Here is a 20,320-nt window from a genome sequence, read left to right on the forward strand (position 1 = left end):
CTGTCTGAGCGGCACGAACGAAGTGAGTGGAGCGAGTTGCGCGCCGCCGGCCCGTGATGCGAGCACCGAGGGGAGTTGGCCGAGAGGCCAACCCGCGCACCATGAGCCCGGTGGCGGGGCCAGTCTGTGCCTACCGCCCGACCTCTGCAAACGCGAAGCGAACGGCTGCAAAGTGCCGGCAAGAGACATCCCAAAGATTCGGCGATGAACCTATTTTTCACAGCCGCAAACACGTGCGGCGATACTGGCCTGGTCCATTGCCGCCTCCTGCCATGCCGCGCCGAACCTGCCGAAACCTCTTCCTGCTCCTCGTCATGAGCCTTGGCGGCATCGCCTGCCAGGCCGAAAGCCTGCCCGACCTGATCGAGCGCGCCAAGCCCTCGGTGCTGATGGTGGGCACCTATTCCGCCACCGACAGCCCGCGCTTCGGCTTCCGCGGCAGCGGTTTCATCGTCGGAAATGGCCGGCAGGCTGTCACCAACGCCCATGTGCTGCCAGGGCCAGAGCAGTTCTCCACCGAGCGCAAGCTGGTCATCCAGGTGCGCGACGCCGCTGGCAAGTGGGTCATGCGCCAGGTGTCCAGAACGCGCGTCAATGCAGCCATGGACCTCGCACTGCTGACTTTCGAAGGCGAGCCCGGGCCGCCGCTGCAGCTGGCCGAACTGGCGGCACGCGAGGGCGAATCGATCGCCATCATGGGTTTTCCGATAGCGGGCGCCCTGGGTTTCTCGACCGTCACCCATGCTGGCATCATTTCGGCGCTGACGCCGGTGTTCCAGCCCATGCCCGGGCCAGGCGCCCTCACCGGGCGCGCGATACGCCAGGCACGCGAGGAGAAGTTCAATCTCTACCAGCTCGACGCCGTCGCCTACCCGGGCAATAGCGGCGGGCCGGTGTTCTCCACCACGAGCGGCCAGGTGATTGGTGTGATCAATATGGTGCTGGCTCGGGGCAGCAAGGAATCGGCCTTGAGCAACCCGACCGGCATCAGCTACGCCATTCCCTCCGCCCATGTCGTCGAGCTGATGCGAACCAGCGACTGAGCGCCCCTCCCCGCCACCTACTCTTTCAGGTAGCGGTCGTAGATGGCTTGAAATCGCCCCGTGTCCTTCAGGTGCTTGAGCCCGGCATTGAAATCGTCGCGCACCTGCTTGCTGCGAAAGACCGGCCGGTAGTCCTGTGGGTTGACCGCGGTGAATGCATGTTCATCGACCGGCAGCAACTCGCCACCCTCCCGGCGGAACTGCAGGGCGAAATACTTGAAGATGCTGCGATCACTGAGCACCAGGTCGTAGCGGCCGCGCATCAGCGTACGCACCTGCACGGCCTGGTCGTTCTGCTCCGTGTAGCGGCCGGCGGCCTTGACTGCCTCCAGCCATTGCGGATAGCGCCGCGCAGCGCCCACGAAGGAAATCACGGACAGGCCCTTGAGGTCCTCGGGCCTGCGGATGCTCAGGCGTCGCTCCTTGAGGGAAATGAACACGTTGTCGTACAGCACCGCCGGCTCACCGTAGTGGCCGCCGGCACTGGTGAGGTCCTCGCCAAGGTCGGTCATCGCGGCATCGACCGTGCCGTCCTTGAATGCCACAGGCACACGGGCAAACGGAAAGTACTGAGGCCGCAGCTTGTGGCCACGCCAGGCCAGTGCCTCGCCTATCACCTCGAGCTCGATGCCCGAGTTGGTCTGCGGGAAGCAGAACGGCGGAATGCGCTCACCAAAGGCCATGCGCACCTCGGCACCCCGCGCCGGCGCGACGAGCAGCAGCAACAAGCCCAGCAGCAGAGCCCTCATGACCTCATTTTCCTCCAGTGCAAGACGCTGGATCGAGGCTATCACGGCAGCGCATGGACAATAGCCCGATGAAAGCACCCGCACGCCTGCAGGCATTGATGGATGAAGGCCTGATCGACAGCGTGTCGCGCCAGCTGATGAGCGGCAAGGAAGCCAGCGTCTATGTGGTTCGCTGCGGCGACGAAACCCGCTGCGCCAAGGTCTACAAGGCCGCCACCGAGCGGAGCTTTCGCCAGGCGGTGGACTACACCGAGAATCGGCGGGTCAAGAACAGCCGCCAGGCCCGCGCCATGGCCAAGGGCACCCGCTTTGGCCGCGAGGCGAGCGAGGCCGCCTGGCAGAGCGCCGAAGTCGATGCGCTTTACCGCCTCGCCGCCGCCGGCGTGCGCGTGCCCAGGCCCTACAACTTCTTCGAAGGCGTGCTCCTGATGGAGCTGGTGGCCGATGCTGAAGGCGACGCCGCGCCGCGCCTCAATGATTGCGAGTTCAGCGCCGAGGATGCCCGCGCCCATCACGCCAGCCTCTTGTCCGAGGTCTTGCGCATGCTCGGCGCTGGCGTCGTGCATGGCGACCTGTCGGAGTTCAACATCCTGCTGGCCGCCGATGGGCCGGTCATCATTGACCTGCCCCAGGCAGTGGACGCGGCCGGCAACAACCATGCCCAGCGCATGCTTCTGCGCGACGTGGAGAACCTGCGCAATTTCTTCGGCCGTTTTGCACCCGAGCTCTTGAAGACCGACTACGGCCATGAGATCTGGGACCTCTACCAGCGGGGCCTGCTGCGCGAGGACTCGGCACTCAGTGGCCGCTTCGAGAGACCGCAAGCTGCCGTTGACCTGGGTGGCGTGCTGCGCGAGATCGACGATGCACGCGCCGAGGAAGCGGCCCGGCGGCTGCGCATGCAGCAAGCCAGCTGAAGCGTTCAGTCCGGCGCGCGGCGCGGCAATGTCAAGGTGAAGCGCGTGCCTTCGCCGGGCTCGCTGTCCAGTTCGATCTCGCCGCCCAGCACATTGCACACGATGCTGTAGACCAGGTGCAGGCCCAGGCCGCTGCCGCCCTGGCCCAGGCGCGTGGTGAAGAAAGGCTTGAACACCTCGCCCTGATGTTCCGGCGCGATGCCGCAGCCGTTGTCGCTGACAGTCAGCACCACTTCCCGCTCATCGCTGCGCACAAGGCTGATGAGGATGCGTCCATCGCTGCGCCCGTTGAACGCATGGACCACGGCGTTCTCGACCAGATTGGTCAGCACCTGACCAAAGGCGCCGGGAAAGCTGTCCAGCACCAGCTCGATGGGCAGGTCCATCTCGACAGTGCAGCCGGGTGACTTCAGAGAGACCTGCAGCAGATGCACCACCTCCTCGCTGACGCGGCGCAGATTGAATGCCCGGCGCTGCAGACTGGCACGGTCCACCGCCACCTGCTTGAAATCCTGCACCAGGCTGGCCGAGCGCTTCAGATTGGCCAGCGCCAGGCCAACGCATTCGCGCGCGAGTTGCATGCCGCGGCTCAGCTCGCTTCGCCTGACTACACCACCGGCCAGCATCCCTTCCAGATCGGCGAGCGCAGTCACTGCGGTGTCGGTCGCCATCAAGGCATTGCCGATGGGCGTGTTCAGCTCATGAGAAACGCCCGCCACGAGCGAGCCCAGGCTGGCCAGCGTCTCGCGTTGCACCAGCTCCTGCTGAGCCTGCTGCAAGGCCTCGCCGCGCTCACGCACTCGCGCTTCGAGAGAGAGATTGAGCCGGTGCACAGCCTCCTCAGCCTGGCGGCGCTCATGCACCTCGCTTTGCAAGGCGGCCTGCGCCGCCTGTTCCTGGCGTCGGTGGCTGGCCAGGTCCTGAGCCATCGCGTCAAAGGCCTGCGAGAGCCGCTGCAGGTCGGCCGAGCCCTGGGCCGGCAGCGTCTGCGGCTCCTCACCATGGTGCACCCGTGCTGCCAGGGCCTCCACCGAGCTGGTGATGTCGCTCAGCGGCTGCTTGACACGCTGTCGTATCACGCGGTGCAGGAGCAGCAAGGTCAGCAGCAGCATCACGAGCCCGACCGCCAGCATCCATAGCACGCCGCGATGCAGCAGTTCGTCGATGCGCGCTTGCGGCGCCACCCGCACCGCCCACCAGTCCGGCCCGGCAATGCGCGACCAGGCCACCAGATGGCGCCCGTCGGGGGTGCGCGCGGCCTGAGCCGTGTCGCCGCCACTTGCAATCAGGGCATGCACTGCACTGAGCACCGGGTCACCCAGCGTGGCCAGCGCCAGTTGGCCCTGGGCCTTGGCGATCCGTTCGCGCAGCTCCGGATGGGCGATCAGCTGCCCGTCACGGCTGATGATCATGGTCAATGCACCCAGCTCGGCGTCGGCCTGGCCGATCTGCTGCAGCAGCGTGTCGATGGTGATGTCGTGTCCCACCGTGCCCACCCAGCGCCCCTGCAAGTCCAGGGGCTGGATCACCGAGACCATCCAGGCCTTGGCTTCCTCATCGAAATAGACCGGCGTCCAGAAGACCTCGCGCTTCGGGTTGTTGCGCGGGTCGGCGCCGGTCATCGTCGGGTAATTGAAGTTGTCGGTCGCCGGTGTCGCGCCCTTGCCCCAGTCGATGCCACGCGAATAGACCATCAGGCCCTTCTCGACGAAATCGGTATAGGCCGAGAAAAACGGCGGCACCAGCGCCGGCCCCTGTTCGCGCAGGAGTTCGTAGCCCAGCACGGCACGGCGGCGCACGTCGGCATCCAGGGGCTTGCTGCCTTGCAGATAGAAGGTCGGCGCGCGCTCCGTGTCCACCAGCGCCGGTCGGAGCCGCCAGACGCCGTCCGCCGAGCGCTCGAACAACTCGCCAAAGCGGCGCTCGGCCTCGGCTTCGCCCAGCTTCCCGGAACGCTGCAGCCACTCCCGGGCAAGGCGTCGCACGCTGGCATCGGCCAATTGGAACGACTGGCCTTGCTGCGCGGCCTGCAATTGCACGGTGCTGAGCATGGTGCCGGGCACCACCGCCGCTATCTCACGCTGCACCGACCAGAAGGCAATCGCCGCCAGGGCGCCCACCATCAAGACCACCAGCAGGCTGATCTGCAGCGAAAGCTGTCTTGCCAGGGAGGCCGGCGGCTTGCCCGAGAGGGTTGCGTTCATTCGGATCGAAGCGATGACGCCAGATCCTAACGCGGCCTGCGGGGCATGCAGGTTGATCAAGGGAATTCGTTGATTTCCAACAATGCTTCCATTTCAACCCGAATCGAATCATGGATGAACAGCAAACCAACCGCTCGCTGGCCGTCCTGGGCTGGTGGCTCAGCCATTGCCTGCGCAGTGATCCAGGCAGCTGACACAAGCTGTCAGCAGGCCCCAGGCAAGCTGCGCGCATGCAAGCCAGTCGTCTGCTTTCCATCATGTTGCGCCTGCAGGCGCAGGGCCAGGTCACCGCCCATGCGCTGGCCGAGATGCTCGAGGTCTCGGTACGCACCATCTACCGCGACATCGATGCCTTGAGCGCGGCCGGCGTGCCGGTCTATGCCGAGAAGGGGCGCCAAGGTGGCTTTGCGCTGCTGGCCGGCTACCGCACGCGGCTCACCGGGCTGGATCGCCCCGAAGCGCAAAGCCTGTTTCTGGCCGGAGCGCCATTCGCGGCCGAGCAGCTGGGCATGAAAACGGCGCTGGACAACACCCGCTACAAGCTGCTGGCCGCGCTGCCCGATGCGGCGCGCGAGGAGGCCGAGCGTGTGGCCGCGCGCTTCCATCTCGACCCCGTGGCCTGGTTCCAGGGCCCGGACCAGCAAGGCCTGCTGCCCGAGCTGGCGGCCGCAGTCTGGCAGCGGCGAATGCTGCTACTGCGCTATGAGAGCTGGAAAGGCGCGATGGAGCGCCGCGTCGCGCCGCTCGGCCTGGTGCTCAAGAGCGGGTTCTGGTACCTCGTGGCCGCCCACGGCGAACAGGCCCGTACCTATCGCGTGGCTGCCATCGAGATGCTGCGCATCGAAGACGAGCAAGCCGTGCCTCCCGAAGGCTTCAATCTGCAGCGCTACTGGCAGCATTTCTGCACTGACTACGAAGCCCGCATGCAGTCCGGCCGCGCCAGTGTGCGTGCCAGGCCGGCGGCCCTGCGCGAGCTGGCGCGCCTGAGCCAGCGAATGGCCGCGGCGGTGGCCTCAGCCGGCGCGCGGGACAGGCAGGGCTGGCAAAGGCTGCAGATTCCCATCGAGTCGATCGAGGGGGCCGTGGGCGAGCTGCTGCGCCTGGGCCCGCAGGTCCAGGCCCTGGGTCCGCCCGCCTTGGTCGATGCGTTGCGCCAGCGGCTGGCCGAGCTGCAGGAGAGCTACGGACTGGCGCTGCAAAGCTGAGCAACGCAGCGCGCCCGGCCCAGGGCTCGCCAAAGCGCATCAAGGCGCATCAATCAGCCTCAGGCCTTCTCATGCGCTCTCGACTTCAAACGTCAGCCCGGCGCGTTCCTGCAGCCGGCGCTGCAAGGCCAGGCCCATGGCCGCACCTGCGGTCCATACGCCGCCGGGCGTCTGCGTGCGGTCAATCTTCAGCAGGCTCAGGGCCGCCTCGCTGATCATCTTGCTGGTCGAGCCATAGCCCGGGTCACGGTCGCCCTTGACCACGGCGCGCAAGACCTGGCCCTGCGCGGTCCTGCCAATGAAGAGCAGCTCATAGCGACCGCGCTCACGCGCCTGGGCGTTCGGCCCCTCGCCCGGCTTGGCCAGCACGAAGCGCCGCAGGAATTCGCGCGTCGGCGCAAAGCCGAGCAAGGCGTTCTGCAGGCGCGACTGGCGGGCCATGCGGCGGGCGCGCTTTTCGCCGGCTGCGCCCGGGCCGGTCCAGAGCCGCTCGCTGTAGATGAAGTCCTGGCCCCAGGGATGGCCGCGCAAGGCATTGCTGCGGTGCACGTTCTTGGTGTTGATCACGGCCATCACGAAGGGACCGGTCCAGGCCTGTGCCAATTCGTCAAAGGCGGCGTGCTCGCCCTCAGGCTGCGTCGGGCCGCGAAAGCCCGGCGTCAGCGCAAACGGGTCGGCCTGGATGCGCGCCAGCTGCGGGTCGCGGCTGATCGCCTTGAACGTGGCCATGCCGCTGGCCAGCGTGCCGCCCGAGGCCGTGCCCTTGATGACACGCACCAGGCCATGCACCTCGGAACAGACGGCGCCCAGGCGCGCCTTCGCCTCTTCCTGAAGATAGACCACACCCAGATCGAAGGGGATGGAATCGAAGCCACAGGAGAACACGATGCGCGCACCACTGCGGGCCGCCAGCGGCTGCAGGAGCGGGATCATCTGAGCCATCCAGAGCGGCTCACCGCACAGATCCACGTAGTCCGTCCCGGCTTGTGCGCAAGCCCGCGCCAGCGCCTCACCATGCAATTGATAGGGCCCGACGGTCGTGATGACGACGCGGGCCTGCGCCACCAGGGCGGCCAGCGCCGCAGGATCACTGGCATCGGCCTGCACGAGCGGCAGTGAATCGCCCGCGCCCAGCTCGCGCCGCAAGTCGGCCAGCTTGGCCCTGTTGCGGCCGGCAAGTGCCCAGCGCAGTTCGCCGTCCTGGCCATAGCGCTGCAAGAGGTACTCAGCCACCAGGCGGCCGGTGAAGCCGCTGGCACCGAACAGGACGAGATCGAAAGGGCGTTGCTGCATGGGGACTCCTTGCCGGGCCTGCATTGTCGGCCCGGCCCTGGCGCCATTGGCGCTGCTGCGGTGAACCCGGGGGGCTCATGCATCTGCTAGCGCCTACACTCAGGGCCGCGCCGACATCTAGCAACGGCGTGACGCCCCGCCGATGAAAGCAACCGACACCGACCGCACCGTGCCGTCCGGGCCGGCCGCGCTGGAGTCGCCGCTGCAGCTGTTCGGCACCGACGACGCGCTGGCCCGCCTGGAAGCCGCCCTGCCCGAGCTGCAGGGACCTGAAAGACTGCTGGGCCTGGCCCATCTGGCCTGGCTGCTGCGCGAACGCGACCCCAAGCGCTCGCTCGACAACGCCGACGCGCTGACTGCAGAGCTGAATGCCAAGCTGAAGGCAAGGCCCGCGGGGTCGGCTGCCATACTGCTGGCGCGCATGGATCTGGTTCGCGCCGAGCAGCGTTATCTGCACGCTGACTGGGCCGCCGCACAGCCTCTGGCCGAACAGGCCATGCAATCCTTCGAGCGCCAGGGCGAACTCCTGGGCCAGGCCGATGCGCAGTGGCTGCTTTGCGCCTTGCACGGCGCCATGGGTCAGGCCGAAACAAGGGACCGCTGCCTGGAGCAGGCGATTGCGCTGGCCCGCGCCGCGCAGGAGCCCGGCCGGCTGCTTTGCTTCGAGGCCACGCAGGCACGCTTTGATGCCTTCCGCGACTGGCCGGCCAGCGAGCTGCGCTGGGCCGCGCACTTCCCGGCCGAGATCGAAAGCCAGCCCGCCAGCGCTCAGGCCGCGCTCTATCTCTACCAGGCCACGCGCGCCTTCCTGGCCAGCGACTTCGCCCGCGCCATCCGCATGTTCATGTGCGTGCATCAGATCGCACTGCAAACCGGCCAGTTGTACGGTGCCATCACCGCATCGGCCAATGTCAGCCATTCCTTCGGCAAGCTGAACGACCACGAGGCCTCGCTGGACTGGGTCCAGCGAGGCCTGGAGCTCGCGCGCGGCTGCGGCTGGCCGCAGGGCCTCGGCGCCTGCCTGACGCAGATGGGCGAGGCCTTGCGCCGGCTCGGCCGCCTGGAGCAGGCGCAGGCCGCGCTGGACGAGGCCCAGGCCATCCTGGCGCCCCTGGGCCGCTCGCGCAATTACGCGATGCTGCTGAGCTGCCGGGCCGAGCTGGCCCTGGACCGCGGCGACAACGAACTCGCGCTGCGGCTGTTCGACGAGATGCCCGAGACCGCGCGTGAATCGGGCCACGTGGGCCTGCTGGAAGCAAACCGCGGCAAGGCCAAGGCCCTGGCGCAGATGGGTCAATGGCCCGAGGCCGAAACCATGGCCGAAGCCTCCCTGCAGGCGGCCATCGCGGCTGGCATGCCAGACCGCCAGATCGAGGCGCTGCAAGTGCTGGCACAGATCCGCAGCCGGGGCGGCATGGACCCGGAGCGCCACGGCCGCGACGACCTGCCGCTGGCCCTGCTGGAGCGGGCGCTGGAGATCAGCCGCAGCATCGAAGGCTTGCAACCGCCCCCCGAGCTGCTGGCTGCCCTGGCGGGTGAGTACGCCCGCATGGCGCGTTTCCCGCAGGCCTATGGCATGGCGGTGCAGGCGTCCGCCGCCCGCGAGAAGCAGCACAGCCGCCTGGCCGCAGAGCGGCTGATCGCCATGCAGCTGCGCTATGCCGCCGAAAGCGCGCGCGCCGAGGCCGAGTACCACAAGCAGCTCGCCTCGGCCGAAGCCCGCCGCTCCGTGCTGCTGCATGAGCAGGGCCAGACGCTGGAAAGGCTGGGCGTGATCGGCCAGGCCATCACAGCCAAGCTCGATGCAGAGTCGATCTGCCTGGCCTTGCACGAGCATGTGCACGAGCTGCTCGATGTGACGGCGCTGGCCATCTTCGCGATGGACGAGAAGGGCGAGCAGCTGAACTCGATCTATGTCAGCGAAGCCGGCCGGCGGCTGCCAATGCGCACGCTGCGCGTGGACGACCCGGTTGCTTCGGCCGCGCGCTGCGCGCGCGAGCGGCACGAGTTCACGATAGACCGTTCGCCGGAAGAAGAAAGCCCCAGCCATGTGCCCGGCACCCTGCTCTCGCTGAGCGGCATGTACGCGCCCCTGATGATCAATGAGCGCGTGCTCGGCGTGATGACCATACAGTCGCCGCGCCAGCATGCCTATGGCGAGCGCGAGCAACTGATCTTCCGCACGCTGTGCGCCTATGGCGCCATCGCGCTGGACAACGCCAACACCTACCGCCAACTCGAAGCCACGCTGAAGACCCTGCGAGCCACGCAGGCGCGGCTCGAGGAAGCCAGCCTCAGCGACCCGCTCACCGGCCTGCGCAACCGCCGTTTCCTGATGCAGCATCTGGACGCCGACATCAGCATCAGCCTGCGCCGCTACGAAGATGCCATGCGCCAGCGGCCCTGCGAGACACCCGAGGAAGCGGACCTGGTTTTCTTCATGGTCGACATCGATCATTTCAAGGCCGTCAACGATCAGCATGGCCATGCCGCTGGCGACCAGGTACTGATCCAGGTGTGCGAGCGGCTGCGCGAGGTCTCGCGCGAGTCGGACTATCTGGTGCGCTGGGGCGGTGAGGAATTCCTGATGGTGGCGCGGTTGAGCAGCCGCCATGAGGCCGGCCTGATTGCCGAGCGCATCCGCTCGGCTGTTGCCAGCCAGCCCTTCGTGCTCGAGCAAGGCCTGAGCCTGCACAAGACCTGTTCGGTCGGCTTTGCCGCCTTCCCCTTCTTCGCCAAAGCCCCAGGCCGGCTGAGCTGGGAGGAAGTCGTGGAACTGGCCGACCAGGGCCTCTACCGCGCCAAGCGCGCTGGCCGCAACCGCTGGGTCGGGCTGGCGGCCGCCGAGGGGCAGACGCCGCCGCCGGAGGCGGAGCTCAAGGCCTGGCTGCGTGAACCGGAGCCGGCCCTGCAGGTCGGCCTGCTGCGCGAATTGACGGGCCCCTGATCAGTTCGCAAGGCCGCGCGTCGATGCCGAGCGGCCTGGCATCAGGACACCGGCATCAGAAGTGGATGCCCTTCATCATCTGCTGCAAGGCAATCGCCTCGGCCGAGAGCTGCGACTTGCCGCCCTTCTCGCCCTTGGCGGCATCGCTGTCCGGGAACATGCGGAAGCTGGTGTTCATCACGATCTGGGCCACGCGCGGCACCAGGGCGTGCATCAGCTCGCCGGTGATGCCCAGGCGCGTGGCGATGCGCACCGGCTTGTTGATGCAGGCCTGCGCAATCATGTCGGCCGCTTCTTCAGGCGCCAGCGTCGGCACGTTGTTGTAGATCTTGGTGGGCGCAATCATCGGCGTGCGCACCAGCGGCATGTTGATGGTAGTGAAGGTGATGCCGAGATCGGCGTACTCGCTCGATGCGCAGCGGGTCCAGGCGTCGAGCGCGGCCTTGGAGGCCACATAGGCCGAGAAGCGCGGCGCATTGGTCAGCACGCCGATCGAGCTGATGTTGACGATGTGGCCCTTCTTCTTGGCCACCATGCCGGGCAGCAGGCCCATGGTGACGCGCAGGCAGCCGAAGTAGTTCAGCTGCATGGTGCGCTCGTAGTCATGGAAGCGGTCGTAGCTGCCTTCGATCGCGCGGCGGATCGAGCGCCCCGCGTTGTTGATCAGGAAATCGACCCCGCCGAAGTTCTCGCTGATCCAGGCCATCATCTCCGCGCAACTCTGCTCGTTGGCGATGTCGGCAGAGTAGCTGTGGATCTGCGCGTCAGCGCCAGCTGCGGCCTTGATCTCTTTCACCGCTTCGGCCAGCTTCACTTCATCGCGTGCGCAGATCAGCGTGATCGCGCCAGCCTCGGCGAACTTGATGGCCGCCGCGAGGCCAATGCCCGAAGAGCCGCCGGTCACCAGCACCACCTTGCCACCGCAAGTGCCCTTCAGGCTGCGGTCGATCAGCAGCGCCGGATCGAGGTGGCGCTCCCAGTAGTCCCAGAGCTTCCAGGCGTAGTCGTGCAGGTTTGGGCATTCGATGCCGGAGCCCTTCAGCGCGGCCGTGGTCTCGCGGCAGTCGAAGCGCGTCGGGTAGTTGATGAAATGGAACAGGTCTTCGGGCAGGCCCAGGTCCTTCATGACGGCATTGCGGATGCGACGCACCGGCGCCAGCGCCATCAGGCCCTTCTTGACACTCTTGGGAATGAAACCCAAGAGCGCCGCGTTGACGAAGAGGCTCATCTTCGGCGCATGCGCGGCCTTGCTGAAGATGTCCAGCACGTCGCCGACGCGGTAGCCCACAGGGTCCACGAGGTGGAAGCAGCCGCCGCTCTTGCGCTGTTGGTGGCTGATGTGGTCGAGCGCGTCGACGATGAAGTCCACCGGCACGATGTTGACGCGGCCGCCTTCCAGGCCGATCGAGGGCATCCAGGGCGGCAGGATCTGGCGCAGGCGCTGGATCGGCTTGAAGAAGTAGTAGGGGCCGTCGACCTTGTCCATCTCGCCGGTGCGCGAGTCGCCAACCACCATGGCCGGGCGGTAGACGCTCCAGGGCTTCTTGCACTCCTTGCGCACGATCTTCTCGCTCTCGTGCTTGGTCATGAAGTACGGATGGTCCAGCCCTTCCGCCTCGTCGAACATGTCCTCGCGGAACACGCCTTCGTAGAGGCCGGCGGCAGCGATGGACGAGACATGGTGCACATGGCCCGCGTCGATCGCCTGCGCGAACTCGACCATGCTGCGCGTGCCTTCGATGTTGGTGCGGACCTGCGACTCCTCGTCGGCCTTCAGGTCATAGACGGCGGCCAGGTGGTAGACATGGGCGATGTTGCCCTTGAGCGCCTTGATCTGGTCGGCCGCCACGCCCAGCTTCTTGCCGGTGAGGTCGCCAAACACGGGAATAGCGCGGGTCTTGCTGGCGCCCCAGTACTCCAGCAGCTCGGGCAGCTTGTCGCGGCTCTCCTCGCGCAGCAGGAAATAGACGGTGCTGCCGCGGCGCGCCAACAGCTTCTTGACCAGACGCTTGCCGATGAAGCCGGTGGCTCCGGTGACGAAATACTGCATCGTTGTCTCCATGCGTGTTTGAGGATGATTCTTGTCCAAGTCTCAGGGCGCTTTGCTGAGCGCTTACCCGGAGCTTCCCGGATAGAGGCCCCTCACTAGCTTGTGCCTATGCTTTCTGCGGCACGAGCGCCCTATAGTTGTGCGGTCCGCTGCGCTTGCGCGGCCCCTTCCCGAACCAAAAGGACTCCCTGATCATGGTCAAGAAGCTGCAGAAAATGGCTGAGAAGCAGAAAGCGTCGTCCTCGGGTGCCTTCGGCGCCCTGCCCGCCGGGCTGCTGGAAGGCCAGATCGGCCAGACGGTGAAGGACTCGGCCCAGCAGATCTGGGCGGCTGGCCTCGGCGCGTTCGCCAAGGCGCAGGGCGAAGGCGGCAAGGTGTTCGAAGCACTGGTGAGCGAAGGCATGAAGCTGCAAAAGAAAACCCAATCTGCGGCCGAGCAGAAGCTGTCAAGCATGACCAGCAAGGTCACCGGCATGGCCGGCGACGTCGGTGCCAAGGCCGGCCAGCATTGGGACAAGCTGGAATCGATCTTTGAAGATCGCGTGGCCAATGCGTTGAAGCGCCTGGGCGTGCCCATGGCCAAGGACATCGACGCGCTGATCGAGCGCATCGATGCGCTGAGCAAGGCTGTTGGCGTGCCGACCAAGGCTGCCGCAACCAAGCCCGCAGCCAAGAAGCTTGCTGCCAAGCCAGCGGCAAGGAAGGTGGCAGCGAAGAAGGCTGCGGCAGCACCTGCTGCACCTGCAAAGAAGGCCGCTGCAAAACCTGCCGCCAAACCTGCAGCCAAGAAGCCGGCAGCCAAGAAGGCCGCCTGAGCGCTGATTGATGTCCAAGAGTTCCCCGCGCCAGGCCAGCGTCGGGCTGGCGCTGGCCGGCGGTGGCCCGCTGGGCGCGATCTACGAGATCGGCGCCCTGTGCGCGCTCGAAGAAGCGCTGCCCGGCTTCAAGTTCACTGAATGCCAGGGCTATATCGGCGTCAGCGCCGGCGGTTTCATTGCGGCCGGCCTGGCCAACGGCCTGTCCCCGCGCCAGCTCTGCGCAGCCTTCATCGAGAACACGGCCCCGGCCCCTGATCGCTTCGACCCGGCCCTGCTCCTGCGCCCGGCCTGGGGCGAATACCGCCGCCGTCTGGCCAAGCTGCCGGGCTTGCTGGGCCGCGCCCTGTGGCAGGTCGCCGTGGAAGGTCGCTCTGCGCTGGGTGCCCTGGAGCGCCTGGGGCCCGCCCTGCCTACCGGCCTGCTGTCTGGCGAGCCGATTGCCGAGCAATTGCGCGCCCAGTTCAGCTTGCCCGGCCGGACCGACGATTTCCGTCAGCTGAAGTCCCGGCTCGTGCTGGTGGCCACCGACCTGGACAGCGGGCAGGCCATGCCCTTCGGCATGCCCGGCCACGACCATGTGCCGATCTCGCGCGCCGTGCAGGCCAGCGCCGCGCTGCCGGGCTTGTTCCCGCCGGTGCGCATCGATGGCCGCTTCTACGTCGATGGCGCTCTCAAGAAGACGCTGCACGCCTCGGTGCTGCTGGCCCACAAGCCCGAGCTCCTGATCTGCCTGAACCCCTTGGTGCCTTACCGCGCTGATGTCGGCGAGGAGATTCCGCCGCTGGTCGATGCCGGCCTGCCGGTGGTGCTGTCGCAGACCTTCCGCTCGCTGATCCATTCGCGGCTGGAGCTCGGAATGAAGGGCTATGCCCGCAGCCATCCAGAGACCGACATCCTGCTCTTCGAGCCCGATCCACGCGATGCCGAGCTCTACATGGCCAACACCTTCAGCTATTCGCAGCGCCGCCGTCTGGCCGAGCATGCCTATCAGCAGACTCGCGCCATCCTGCGCCGCCAGTTCGCCAGCCTGCAGCCTCGCCTGGCCGGCCATGGCCTGACGCTGGACGAGTCGGTGCTGTTCGATGCCAGCCGCCAGCTGCTGGCCGACAAGCCGCCCGAGCGCACGGCTGCGCAGCGCACGGCGGACGCCATGAAGCAGCTGGACGCTGCCCTGACCCGGCTCGAATCGCGAATGGCGTGAAGCCCTTCACGGCCCAAGTTCACGCGCCATTGGCTTGAGGGGGATGCTTCCGCGAGGGGGCTCGGGACAATTGCTGCATCGCGCTCCGGCGCTTGCAACTCACCCCAAACCCCATGAAGAAGCTCCTCGCCGCCGCCCTCCTGACCGCCCCGCTGCTGGCCCTGGCCAGCCCGGTCAATCTCTTGAGCAACGGCAGTTTCGAAGCCACGCCGCAGGGCGCAGGCACCTGGAGCCGCCAGAGCACGCTGCCGGGCTGGGTGGTGGCCGCCAACCAGGCCGAGCTGCGCAACGACGTGGCCGGCAAGGCCAGCCAGGGTGTGAACTACCTGGAGCTGGATGTCGACAACAACAGCCTGATCAGCCAGACCATCAGCACCCTCCTGGGTCAGTGGTATGAACTGAGCTTCGACTATTCCAACCGCTCTGGTGTTGCTGTGTCCAGCAATGGCCTGGGCTGGAGCTTTGGCGGCGCGAGCGGCCTGGCGCCCGTGCTGGCCTACAACGGCAGCAGCGGCAACCAGTGGAGCCACTTCAGCATCCTGGTGCAGGCCACCGGCACCAGCAGCACCCTGAGCCTGTGGGCCACGGGCACCAGCGACAGCCTGGGCAGCTCGCTGGACAACGTCTCTCTCAACACCCCCGGCGGCTCGTCGGCAAGCACTGCCGTGCCGGAGCCGCAGAGCCTGGCCCTGATGCTCGCCGGCCTGGCTGGCATGCTCTTCGTCAGCCGCCGCCGTCGCGCCTGAGCCACCCCGATACAAGCCCAAGGCCTCCTGCGGGAGGCCTTGTTCATTTGTGAACTGCATCACGATCTGGCGGGCGGCACCCAGCAAGCGCGGGGATGCAAAGCCATCGGCCATCGCCAACAATAAAGCCATGACGACAGCGAGAACAGGCTGGACGTCGTTGGAAGCGCAGCGCTCGGCGGGTAGAGACAAAGAGCGCGGCGCGAGGCAGAGGCCCCCAAACCTGCCGCTCCACGGCAGGCCCCCCCGAGGGGGTCGAGGAAACTCGGGAACTGCCCGTCGTTTCCTTGTGAGCGCATTGATGATTGACTGAAGACGAAGATGTTGGAAACGCATTAGGGCGCCCCTCACCGGGCGCCCTTTCTTTTGGTCCTTAGTCAATCTCCGGGGAAGACGCCAAGCGGCACATTGCTGCCATTCGTTTTCTTGTTCCTCGGTTGGTCGAAGATCAGGCCGCCAGCGGGTTCCCCTGCGCTCGTGTCCCCCGGCCCTGGCTGCGCCAGGTCCTCCTCCTTTACCTCGCTTCGGGAAACCCACTGCCGTCCTGATCCGCACCACTGTGGCCTTCGCCTGGTGGCATGCGCAGGTTCGGCCGAGGGTGTCGGGTGAGGGTTTGGGCGAAGTAAAGGAGGAGGATCGGGCGAAGCCCGGTCCGGGGGACAGGAGCACAAGCCCTCACCCGATGGCCTCGGCAGCGCGAACGAGCTTCAACGCGAACGGCTGCAAAGTGCCGTCAAGAGAAACCTCCGGAAATCGGCGATGTACGCTTCTTCTTGGCAGCCCTGAATCAACCCAGATAGCGCGCCTGCAGATGCGCCTTGAAGTGCGCCGGGTTCAGCGGCTCGCCGCTGGCGCGCTGCACCAGCTCGGGCGTCGTCCAGCGGCTGCCCTGGGTCCAGACACGGTCGCGCAGCCAGTCGAACACCAGGTTCAGCTCGCCGGCAGCAATGCGCGCATCCAGCTCCGGCGTCTCGCGGCGCATCGCGGCGAAGAACTGGGCGGCATACATGGCGCCCAGCGTGTAGCAGGGGAAGTAGCCGAACAGACCGGCGCTCCAGTGCACGTCCTGCATGCAGCCGTTGCGGTAGTTGCCGCGGGTGTCGATGCCCAGCAGCTCCTGCATCTTGGCATCCCACAGGGCCGGGATGTCTTCGCACTCGATCTGGCCTTCGATCAGGGGCCGCTCGATCTCGTAGCGCAGGATCACATGAGCCGGATAGGTCACTTCGTCTGCATCAACGCGAATGAAGCCGGGCGCCACGCGCGTCATCAGGCGCTGCAGATTGCCGGGCGTGAATGCCGGCTGGTCGCCCAGATGCTTGATCACCAGCGGGCTCAGCAGCTGCGCGAATGCCGGATGGCTGCCAAGTTGCATCTCGAACGAAAGGCTCTGGCTTTCATGCAGGCCCATGGAGCGCGCGTTGGCAATCGGCTGGCCCAGCCAGTCGCGACGCAGGCCCTGCTCGTAGCGGCCATGGCCGGTCTCGTGCATCGTGCCCGTCAGGCTGGGCAGGAACGTGTCTTCGCGATAGCGCGTGGTCATGCGCACGTCTTCGGGCACGCCGCCGCAGAACGGGTGGGCGCTTTCGTCCAGGCGGCCACCGTCGAAATCAAAGCCAAGGAGCTTCATCGCATCCAGGCCCAGCGCGCGCTGCGCGGCCTGCGGGAAGGGGCCGACCGGCTCGATGGTGGTTTCGCTCGCCTGCCTGTCCTGCACCGCGCGAATGAGGCCTGGCAGCCATTGGCGCAGGTCGCCAAACACGCGGTCGACATCGGCGCTGCGCATGCCGGGCTCATAGCGGTCCAGCAAGGCGTCGTAGAGCGAGAGGCCGCTGCTCTCGGCCAGCAGCCTGGCCTCTTCGCGCGCAAGACGCACCACTTCGCGCAGGTTCTCCAGATGCCCCGGCCAGTCATTCGCCGGCCGCTGGCTGCGCCAGGCATGTTCGCAGCGCGAGCTGGCCAATGACTTGGCCTCGACCAGCGCCTGCGGCAGGGCGTTGGCGTCGCGCCAGGCCCGACGCATTTCGCGCAGATTGGCTTTCTCCACGTCGCCGAGCGTTTCCGCCTCGGCCGCGTCCAGCAACTGGGCCAGGGCCGGGTCGGTGGACAGTTCATGCAGCAGGCCGCCCATCTCGGCCAGCGCCAGCGAGCGGGCTTCGTTGCCCTTGGGCGGCATGTTGGCGCTCTGGTCCCAGCTGGCAATGGCCTGCAGATGGTTGAGACGATGCAGGCGCTGGTGGCGGCTGCACAGATCCTGGTAGGCGGTGTTGATGGTGCTCATCGCGCTATTTTGGGGGCCAGATGTACAGCAAGGCCCAGGTCATGCACAGATAGCGGCCGAACTTGCCCACCGCCATATAGAGCAGGCAGGGCCAGAAGGGTATGCGCAGCCAGCCGGCCACGGCGCACAGCGGGTCGCCCACGCCGGGCAGCCAGGACAGGAGACAGGCCCGCGGGCCGAACTGCTGCAACCAGCGCAAGGCGCGGCCCTCGGTCATCGGCTTGTGTGTGGCGCGCTCTACGGCCCGCTCAGCGCCGTAGCCCATCCACCAGGTGATGGCGCCGCCCAGGGTGTTGCCTGCTGTGGCAACCAGGATGGCGGGCCAGAACATCTCAGGCGAGAGCCGCACCAGGCCATAGACCGCCGGCTCCGAACCCATGGGCAGGAGCGTCGCTGAAACCAGGGCAATGACAAAGATCGCCGGCAGCCCCACCGTGGGCAAGGCAAAAAGCAGCAGCACCGCGTTGATCTGTTCTTGCAACCAGGCTTCCATGCCACCCATTATCAGGACGAACCCGGCTTGCCCCCCTCCGGCGCAGGCTGCACACTCGACAGCCTAGATGCGCGTTGGGAGCATCGACAAGACCCGCGCCGGATACACGGCAAGAACGCGGGATCGAATCAAGGACCACCATGTCTGATCTGAAGTCTGCACGAGCGCCCCGCAGAGGGCCCGGGCTCTTCCAAAGCCTCGCCGCAGCGCTCGGTTTCACGCTGGCCCTGGGCTGGCCGCTGCAAAGCGCGCAGGCCCAGCCGACCGAGAGCTGCAAGCAATTGACGGCTTCGGGCAACCCGCAATACCCGCCCTACCTCTGGCGCGACCCCGAAGACGAGAACCGCCTCATCGGCGCGAATGCCGACCTGATGCAGTTGCTGGCGCGCGAAATCGGCATCCCGATCGAGGTGCGTTACATCGGCCCCTGGGGCCGGGTGCAGGAAGAAACGCGGGCCGGCCGCATCGACCTGATCGCCGGCGCCTTCTTCACGCTGCCGCGCACCGAGTACATGGACTACTTCCACCCGGCCTTCCGGGAAACGCGCTCGGTGGTCTGGACCCGCGACAACCTGCGCCTGAACTACCGCCGCTGGGCCGACCTAGGCTCGCTGCAGGGCGTCACAGTGATCAACAACAGCTTCGGCGAAGACTTCGACCGCTATGCGCGCGAGAACCTGAAGATGTCCACCGTGGCAAGCCTGGAGCAGGCCATCCAGATGCTGCAAAAAGGGCGCGCCGACTACCTGGTCTATGAAGACAGCCCCGGCGCTGCCTTCCTGGCCAAGATGAACATCACGGACCTCAAGTCCCTGAGCCCGGCAGTTGCCAACGAAAACCTGCATCTGACGCTCTCGCACAAGTCAGCCTGCAACACGCCCGAGCTGCGCGGCCGCATCACCCGGGCCATCTACAAGATGACCCGTGCCAATGTGATGCAGGGCCTGATCGACAAGAACATCCAGCTCTGGCGCAAGCAGAACCAGCAGTGAAGTTCTACCAGGGCGTAGGTGCCCTGGGCGTGGGTGGCGGGGTATACTCCTGCCTCTTTTTTAGGCAAGAACCTCCCCCGCTTCCACCATGCAGATCGGCCCCTATTCGCTGCCGAACAATCTGTTCGTCGCGCCGATGGCCGGGGTGACGGACCGGCCTTTCCGCATGCTGTGCAAGCGACTGGGCGCCGGCTATGCGGTCAGCGAGATGGTGACCTCCCGCCGGGACCTCTGGAACAGCCTGAAGACCTCTCGCCGCGCCAATCACGAAGGCGAAGCCGCGCCGATCTCGGTGCAGATCGCCGGCACCGATGCGGCCATGATGGCCGAGGCCGCCCGCTACAACATCGAGCGCGGCGCCCAGATCATCGACATCAACATGGGCTGCCCGGCCAAGAAGGTCTGCACCAAATGGGCCGGTTCGGCCCTGATGCAGGACGAGCCGCTGGCGCTGGAAATCATCTCCGCCGTGGTGCAGGCCTGCGCGCCGAGCGGCGTACCCGTCACCCTGAAGATGCGCACCGGCTGGTGCCAGGCCGAGAAAAACGCGCTCTCGATTGCGTTGGCCGCGCAAGAAGCCGGCATCGCGATGCTGACCATCCACGGCCGCACGCGCGAGCAGGGCTACGGTGGCAACGCGGAGTACGACACCATTGCCGCGGTCAAGGCCGCCCTGCGCATCCCGGTGGTCGCCAACGGCGATATCGACACGCCGCAAAAGGCCGCCGAGGTGCTCAAGCACACGGGCGCTGACGCCATCATGATCGGCCGCGCAGCGCAAGGCAGGCCCTGGATCTTTCGCGAGATCGCGCATTACCTCGCCACCGGCGAGACGCTGCCGGCCCCCACCGTTGGCGAAGCCAGCAGCTGGCTGATCGAGCATCTGCACGACCACTACGGCCTCTACGGCGAACTGACCGGCATGCGCAGCGCGCGCAAGCACATCGGCTGGGCCGTGCGCGGCCTGCCCGGCGGCGAAGATTTCCGCCAGCGCATGAACCTCCTGGAGAGCAGCGCCGAGCAGGTGCGCGCGCTCTCGAGCTGGTTTGCCGAGCTGGGCCAGGAACATGAACGCCTTCCCACGACCGCAGCTGTCATCACTACCAACATCGCGGCCAACGACGAACAACTAGAGCAACAGGCATGAGCCAACAAAAACACATCGAAGCCTGCGTGCGTGAGAACCTGGAAGCCTATTTCCGCGATCTCGACGGCGAAGAACCGCACTCCATGCACGAGATGCTGATCAAGGTCGTGGAGCGCCCGCTGCTCGAGGTCGTGATGGCGCAGGCCCACGGCAACCAGAGCAAGGCTGCCGAATGGCTGGGCATCAACCGCAACACCCTGCGCCGCAAGCTGGCTGACCATCAGCTGCTCTGAA

The 20,320-nt window shown here is 66.6% G+C and carries 16 protein-coding genes; 10 read left to right on the forward strand and 6 right to left on the reverse strand.

The window, feature by feature from the left end; translation table 11 throughout:
• Positions 1-272 precede the first annotated feature (272 nt).
• Entirely contained in the window at positions 273-1,043 is a 771-nt protein-coding gene (locus tag V3596_RS16715; RefSeq protein ID WP_334278941.1) for a S1C family serine protease, read from the forward strand.
• Between the two features lie 17 nt (positions 1,044-1,060).
• Here V3596_RS16715 and V3596_RS16720 read toward each other — a convergent pair whose 3' ends face one another.
• Positions 1,061-1,792, reverse strand: a complete 732-nt coding sequence (locus tag V3596_RS16720; protein WP_334278942.1) for a substrate-binding periplasmic protein — start codon at positions 1,790-1,792, stop codon at positions 1,061-1,063.
• A gap of 68 nt (positions 1,793-1,860) precedes the next feature.
• Here V3596_RS16720 and V3596_RS16725 point away from each other — a divergent pair, with 68 nt between their 5' ends.
• Positions 1,861-2,709: a PA4780 family RIO1-like protein kinase gene (locus V3596_RS16725; RefSeq protein ID WP_334278943.1), complete on the forward strand. Its 849-nt coding sequence runs from the start codon at positions 1,861-1,863 to the stop codon at positions 2,707-2,709.
• A gap of 5 nt (positions 2,710-2,714) precedes the next feature.
• Here V3596_RS16725 and V3596_RS16730 read toward each other — a convergent pair whose 3' ends face one another.
• The gene (locus tag V3596_RS16730; RefSeq protein ID WP_334278944.1) at positions 2,715-4,913 is read right to left on the reverse strand and encodes a sensor histidine kinase; all 2,199 of its coding nucleotides are present in this window, start codon (positions 4,911-4,913) and stop codon (positions 2,715-2,717) included.
• Positions 4,914-5,143: 230 nt separating this feature from the next.
• Here V3596_RS16730 and V3596_RS16735 point away from each other — a divergent pair, with 230 nt between their 5' ends.
• Positions 5,144-6,118 (forward strand): helix-turn-helix transcriptional regulator, encoded by a 975-nt coding sequence (locus V3596_RS16735; protein ID WP_334278945.1) that lies wholly within the window; start codon positions 5,144-5,146, stop codon positions 6,116-6,118.
• 69 nt (positions 6,119-6,187) lie between these two features.
• Here the strand turns inward: V3596_RS16735 and V3596_RS16740 are convergent, their stop codons facing one another.
• Complete coding sequence (locus V3596_RS16740; protein ID WP_334278946.1) at positions 6,188-7,411, reverse strand: saccharopine dehydrogenase family protein; 1,224 nt, start codon at positions 7,409-7,411, stop codon at positions 6,188-6,190.
• Between the two features lie 142 nt (positions 7,412-7,553).
• On the opposite strand from V3596_RS16740, the gene V3596_RS16745 reads away from it, so the two are divergent.
• A complete protein-coding gene (locus tag V3596_RS16745; protein ID WP_334278947.1) occupies positions 7,554-10,358 on the forward strand; it encodes a sensor domain-containing diguanylate cyclase in 2,805 nt (934 codons plus the stop codon).
• A 55-nt stretch (positions 10,359-10,413) separates the two neighbouring features.
• Here the strand turns inward: V3596_RS16745 and V3596_RS16750 are convergent, their stop codons facing one another.
• On the reverse strand, positions 10,414-12,408 hold the full coding sequence (locus V3596_RS16750) for an SDR family oxidoreductase (protein ID WP_334278948.1): 1,995 nt from the start codon (positions 12,406-12,408) through the stop codon (positions 10,414-10,416).
• Positions 12,409-12,602: 194 nt separating this feature from the next.
• On the opposite strand from V3596_RS16750, the gene V3596_RS16755 reads away from it, so the two are divergent.
• From V3596_RS16755 to V3596_RS16765, 3 genes are all read left to right on the forward strand, one after another.
• A complete protein-coding gene (locus V3596_RS16755) occupies positions 12,603-13,223 on the forward strand; it encodes a phasin family protein (RefSeq protein WP_334278949.1) in 621 nt (206 codons plus the stop codon).
• 10 nt (positions 13,224-13,233) lie between these two features.
• The gene (locus V3596_RS16760) at positions 13,234-14,427 is read left to right on the forward strand and encodes a patatin-like phospholipase family protein (RefSeq protein WP_334278950.1); all 1,194 of its coding nucleotides are present in this window, start codon (positions 13,234-13,236) and stop codon (positions 14,425-14,427) included.
• Positions 14,428-14,540: 113 nt separating this feature from the next.
• Positions 14,541-15,173 carry a DUF642 domain-containing protein gene (locus V3596_RS16765; protein ID WP_334278951.1) on the forward strand — a complete coding sequence of 211 codons (633 nt, stop codon included), beginning with the start codon at positions 14,541-14,543 and terminating at the stop codon, positions 15,171-15,173.
• A 787-nt stretch (positions 15,174-15,960) separates the two neighbouring features.
• Here the strand turns inward: V3596_RS16765 and V3596_RS16770 are convergent.
• Positions 15,961-17,454: a carboxypeptidase M32 gene (locus tag V3596_RS16770; RefSeq protein ID WP_334278952.1), complete on the reverse strand. Its 1,494-nt coding sequence runs from the start codon at positions 17,452-17,454 to the stop codon at positions 15,961-15,963.
• A gap of 4 nt (positions 17,455-17,458) precedes the next feature.
• Positions 17,459-17,947 carry a YqaA family protein gene (locus tag V3596_RS16775; RefSeq protein WP_334278953.1) on the reverse strand — a complete coding sequence of 163 codons (489 nt, stop codon included), beginning with the start codon at positions 17,945-17,947 and terminating at the stop codon, positions 17,459-17,461.
• Between the two features lie 140 nt (positions 17,948-18,087).
• Here V3596_RS16775 and V3596_RS16780 point away from each other — a divergent pair, with 140 nt between their 5' ends.
• The 3 genes from V3596_RS16780 to V3596_RS16790 all read left to right on the forward strand — a co-directional run bounded on the left by V3596_RS16780 (position 18,088) and on the right by V3596_RS16790 (position 20,319).
• Entirely contained in the window at positions 18,088-18,939 is an 852-nt protein-coding gene (locus V3596_RS16780) for a substrate-binding periplasmic protein (protein ID WP_334278954.1), read from the forward strand.
• Between the two features lie 88 nt (positions 18,940-19,027).
• A complete protein-coding gene (gene dusB, locus V3596_RS16785; RefSeq protein ID WP_334278955.1) occupies positions 19,028-20,086 on the forward strand; it encodes a tRNA dihydrouridine synthase DusB in 1,059 nt (352 codons plus the stop codon).
• A complete protein-coding gene (locus tag V3596_RS16790) occupies positions 20,083-20,319 on the forward strand; it encodes a Fis family transcriptional regulator (protein WP_334278956.1) in 237 nt (78 codons plus the stop codon). The genes dusB and V3596_RS16790 overlap by 4 nt, the downstream gene beginning before the upstream one ends.
• The last annotated feature ends 1 nt before the right edge of the window (position 20,320 follow it).

Origin of the sequence: Roseateles microcysteis (genome assembly GCF_036880965.1) — a bacterium.
Classification (GTDB): domain Bacteria; phylum Pseudomonadota; class Gammaproteobacteria; order Burkholderiales; family Burkholderiaceae_C; genus JAUASW01.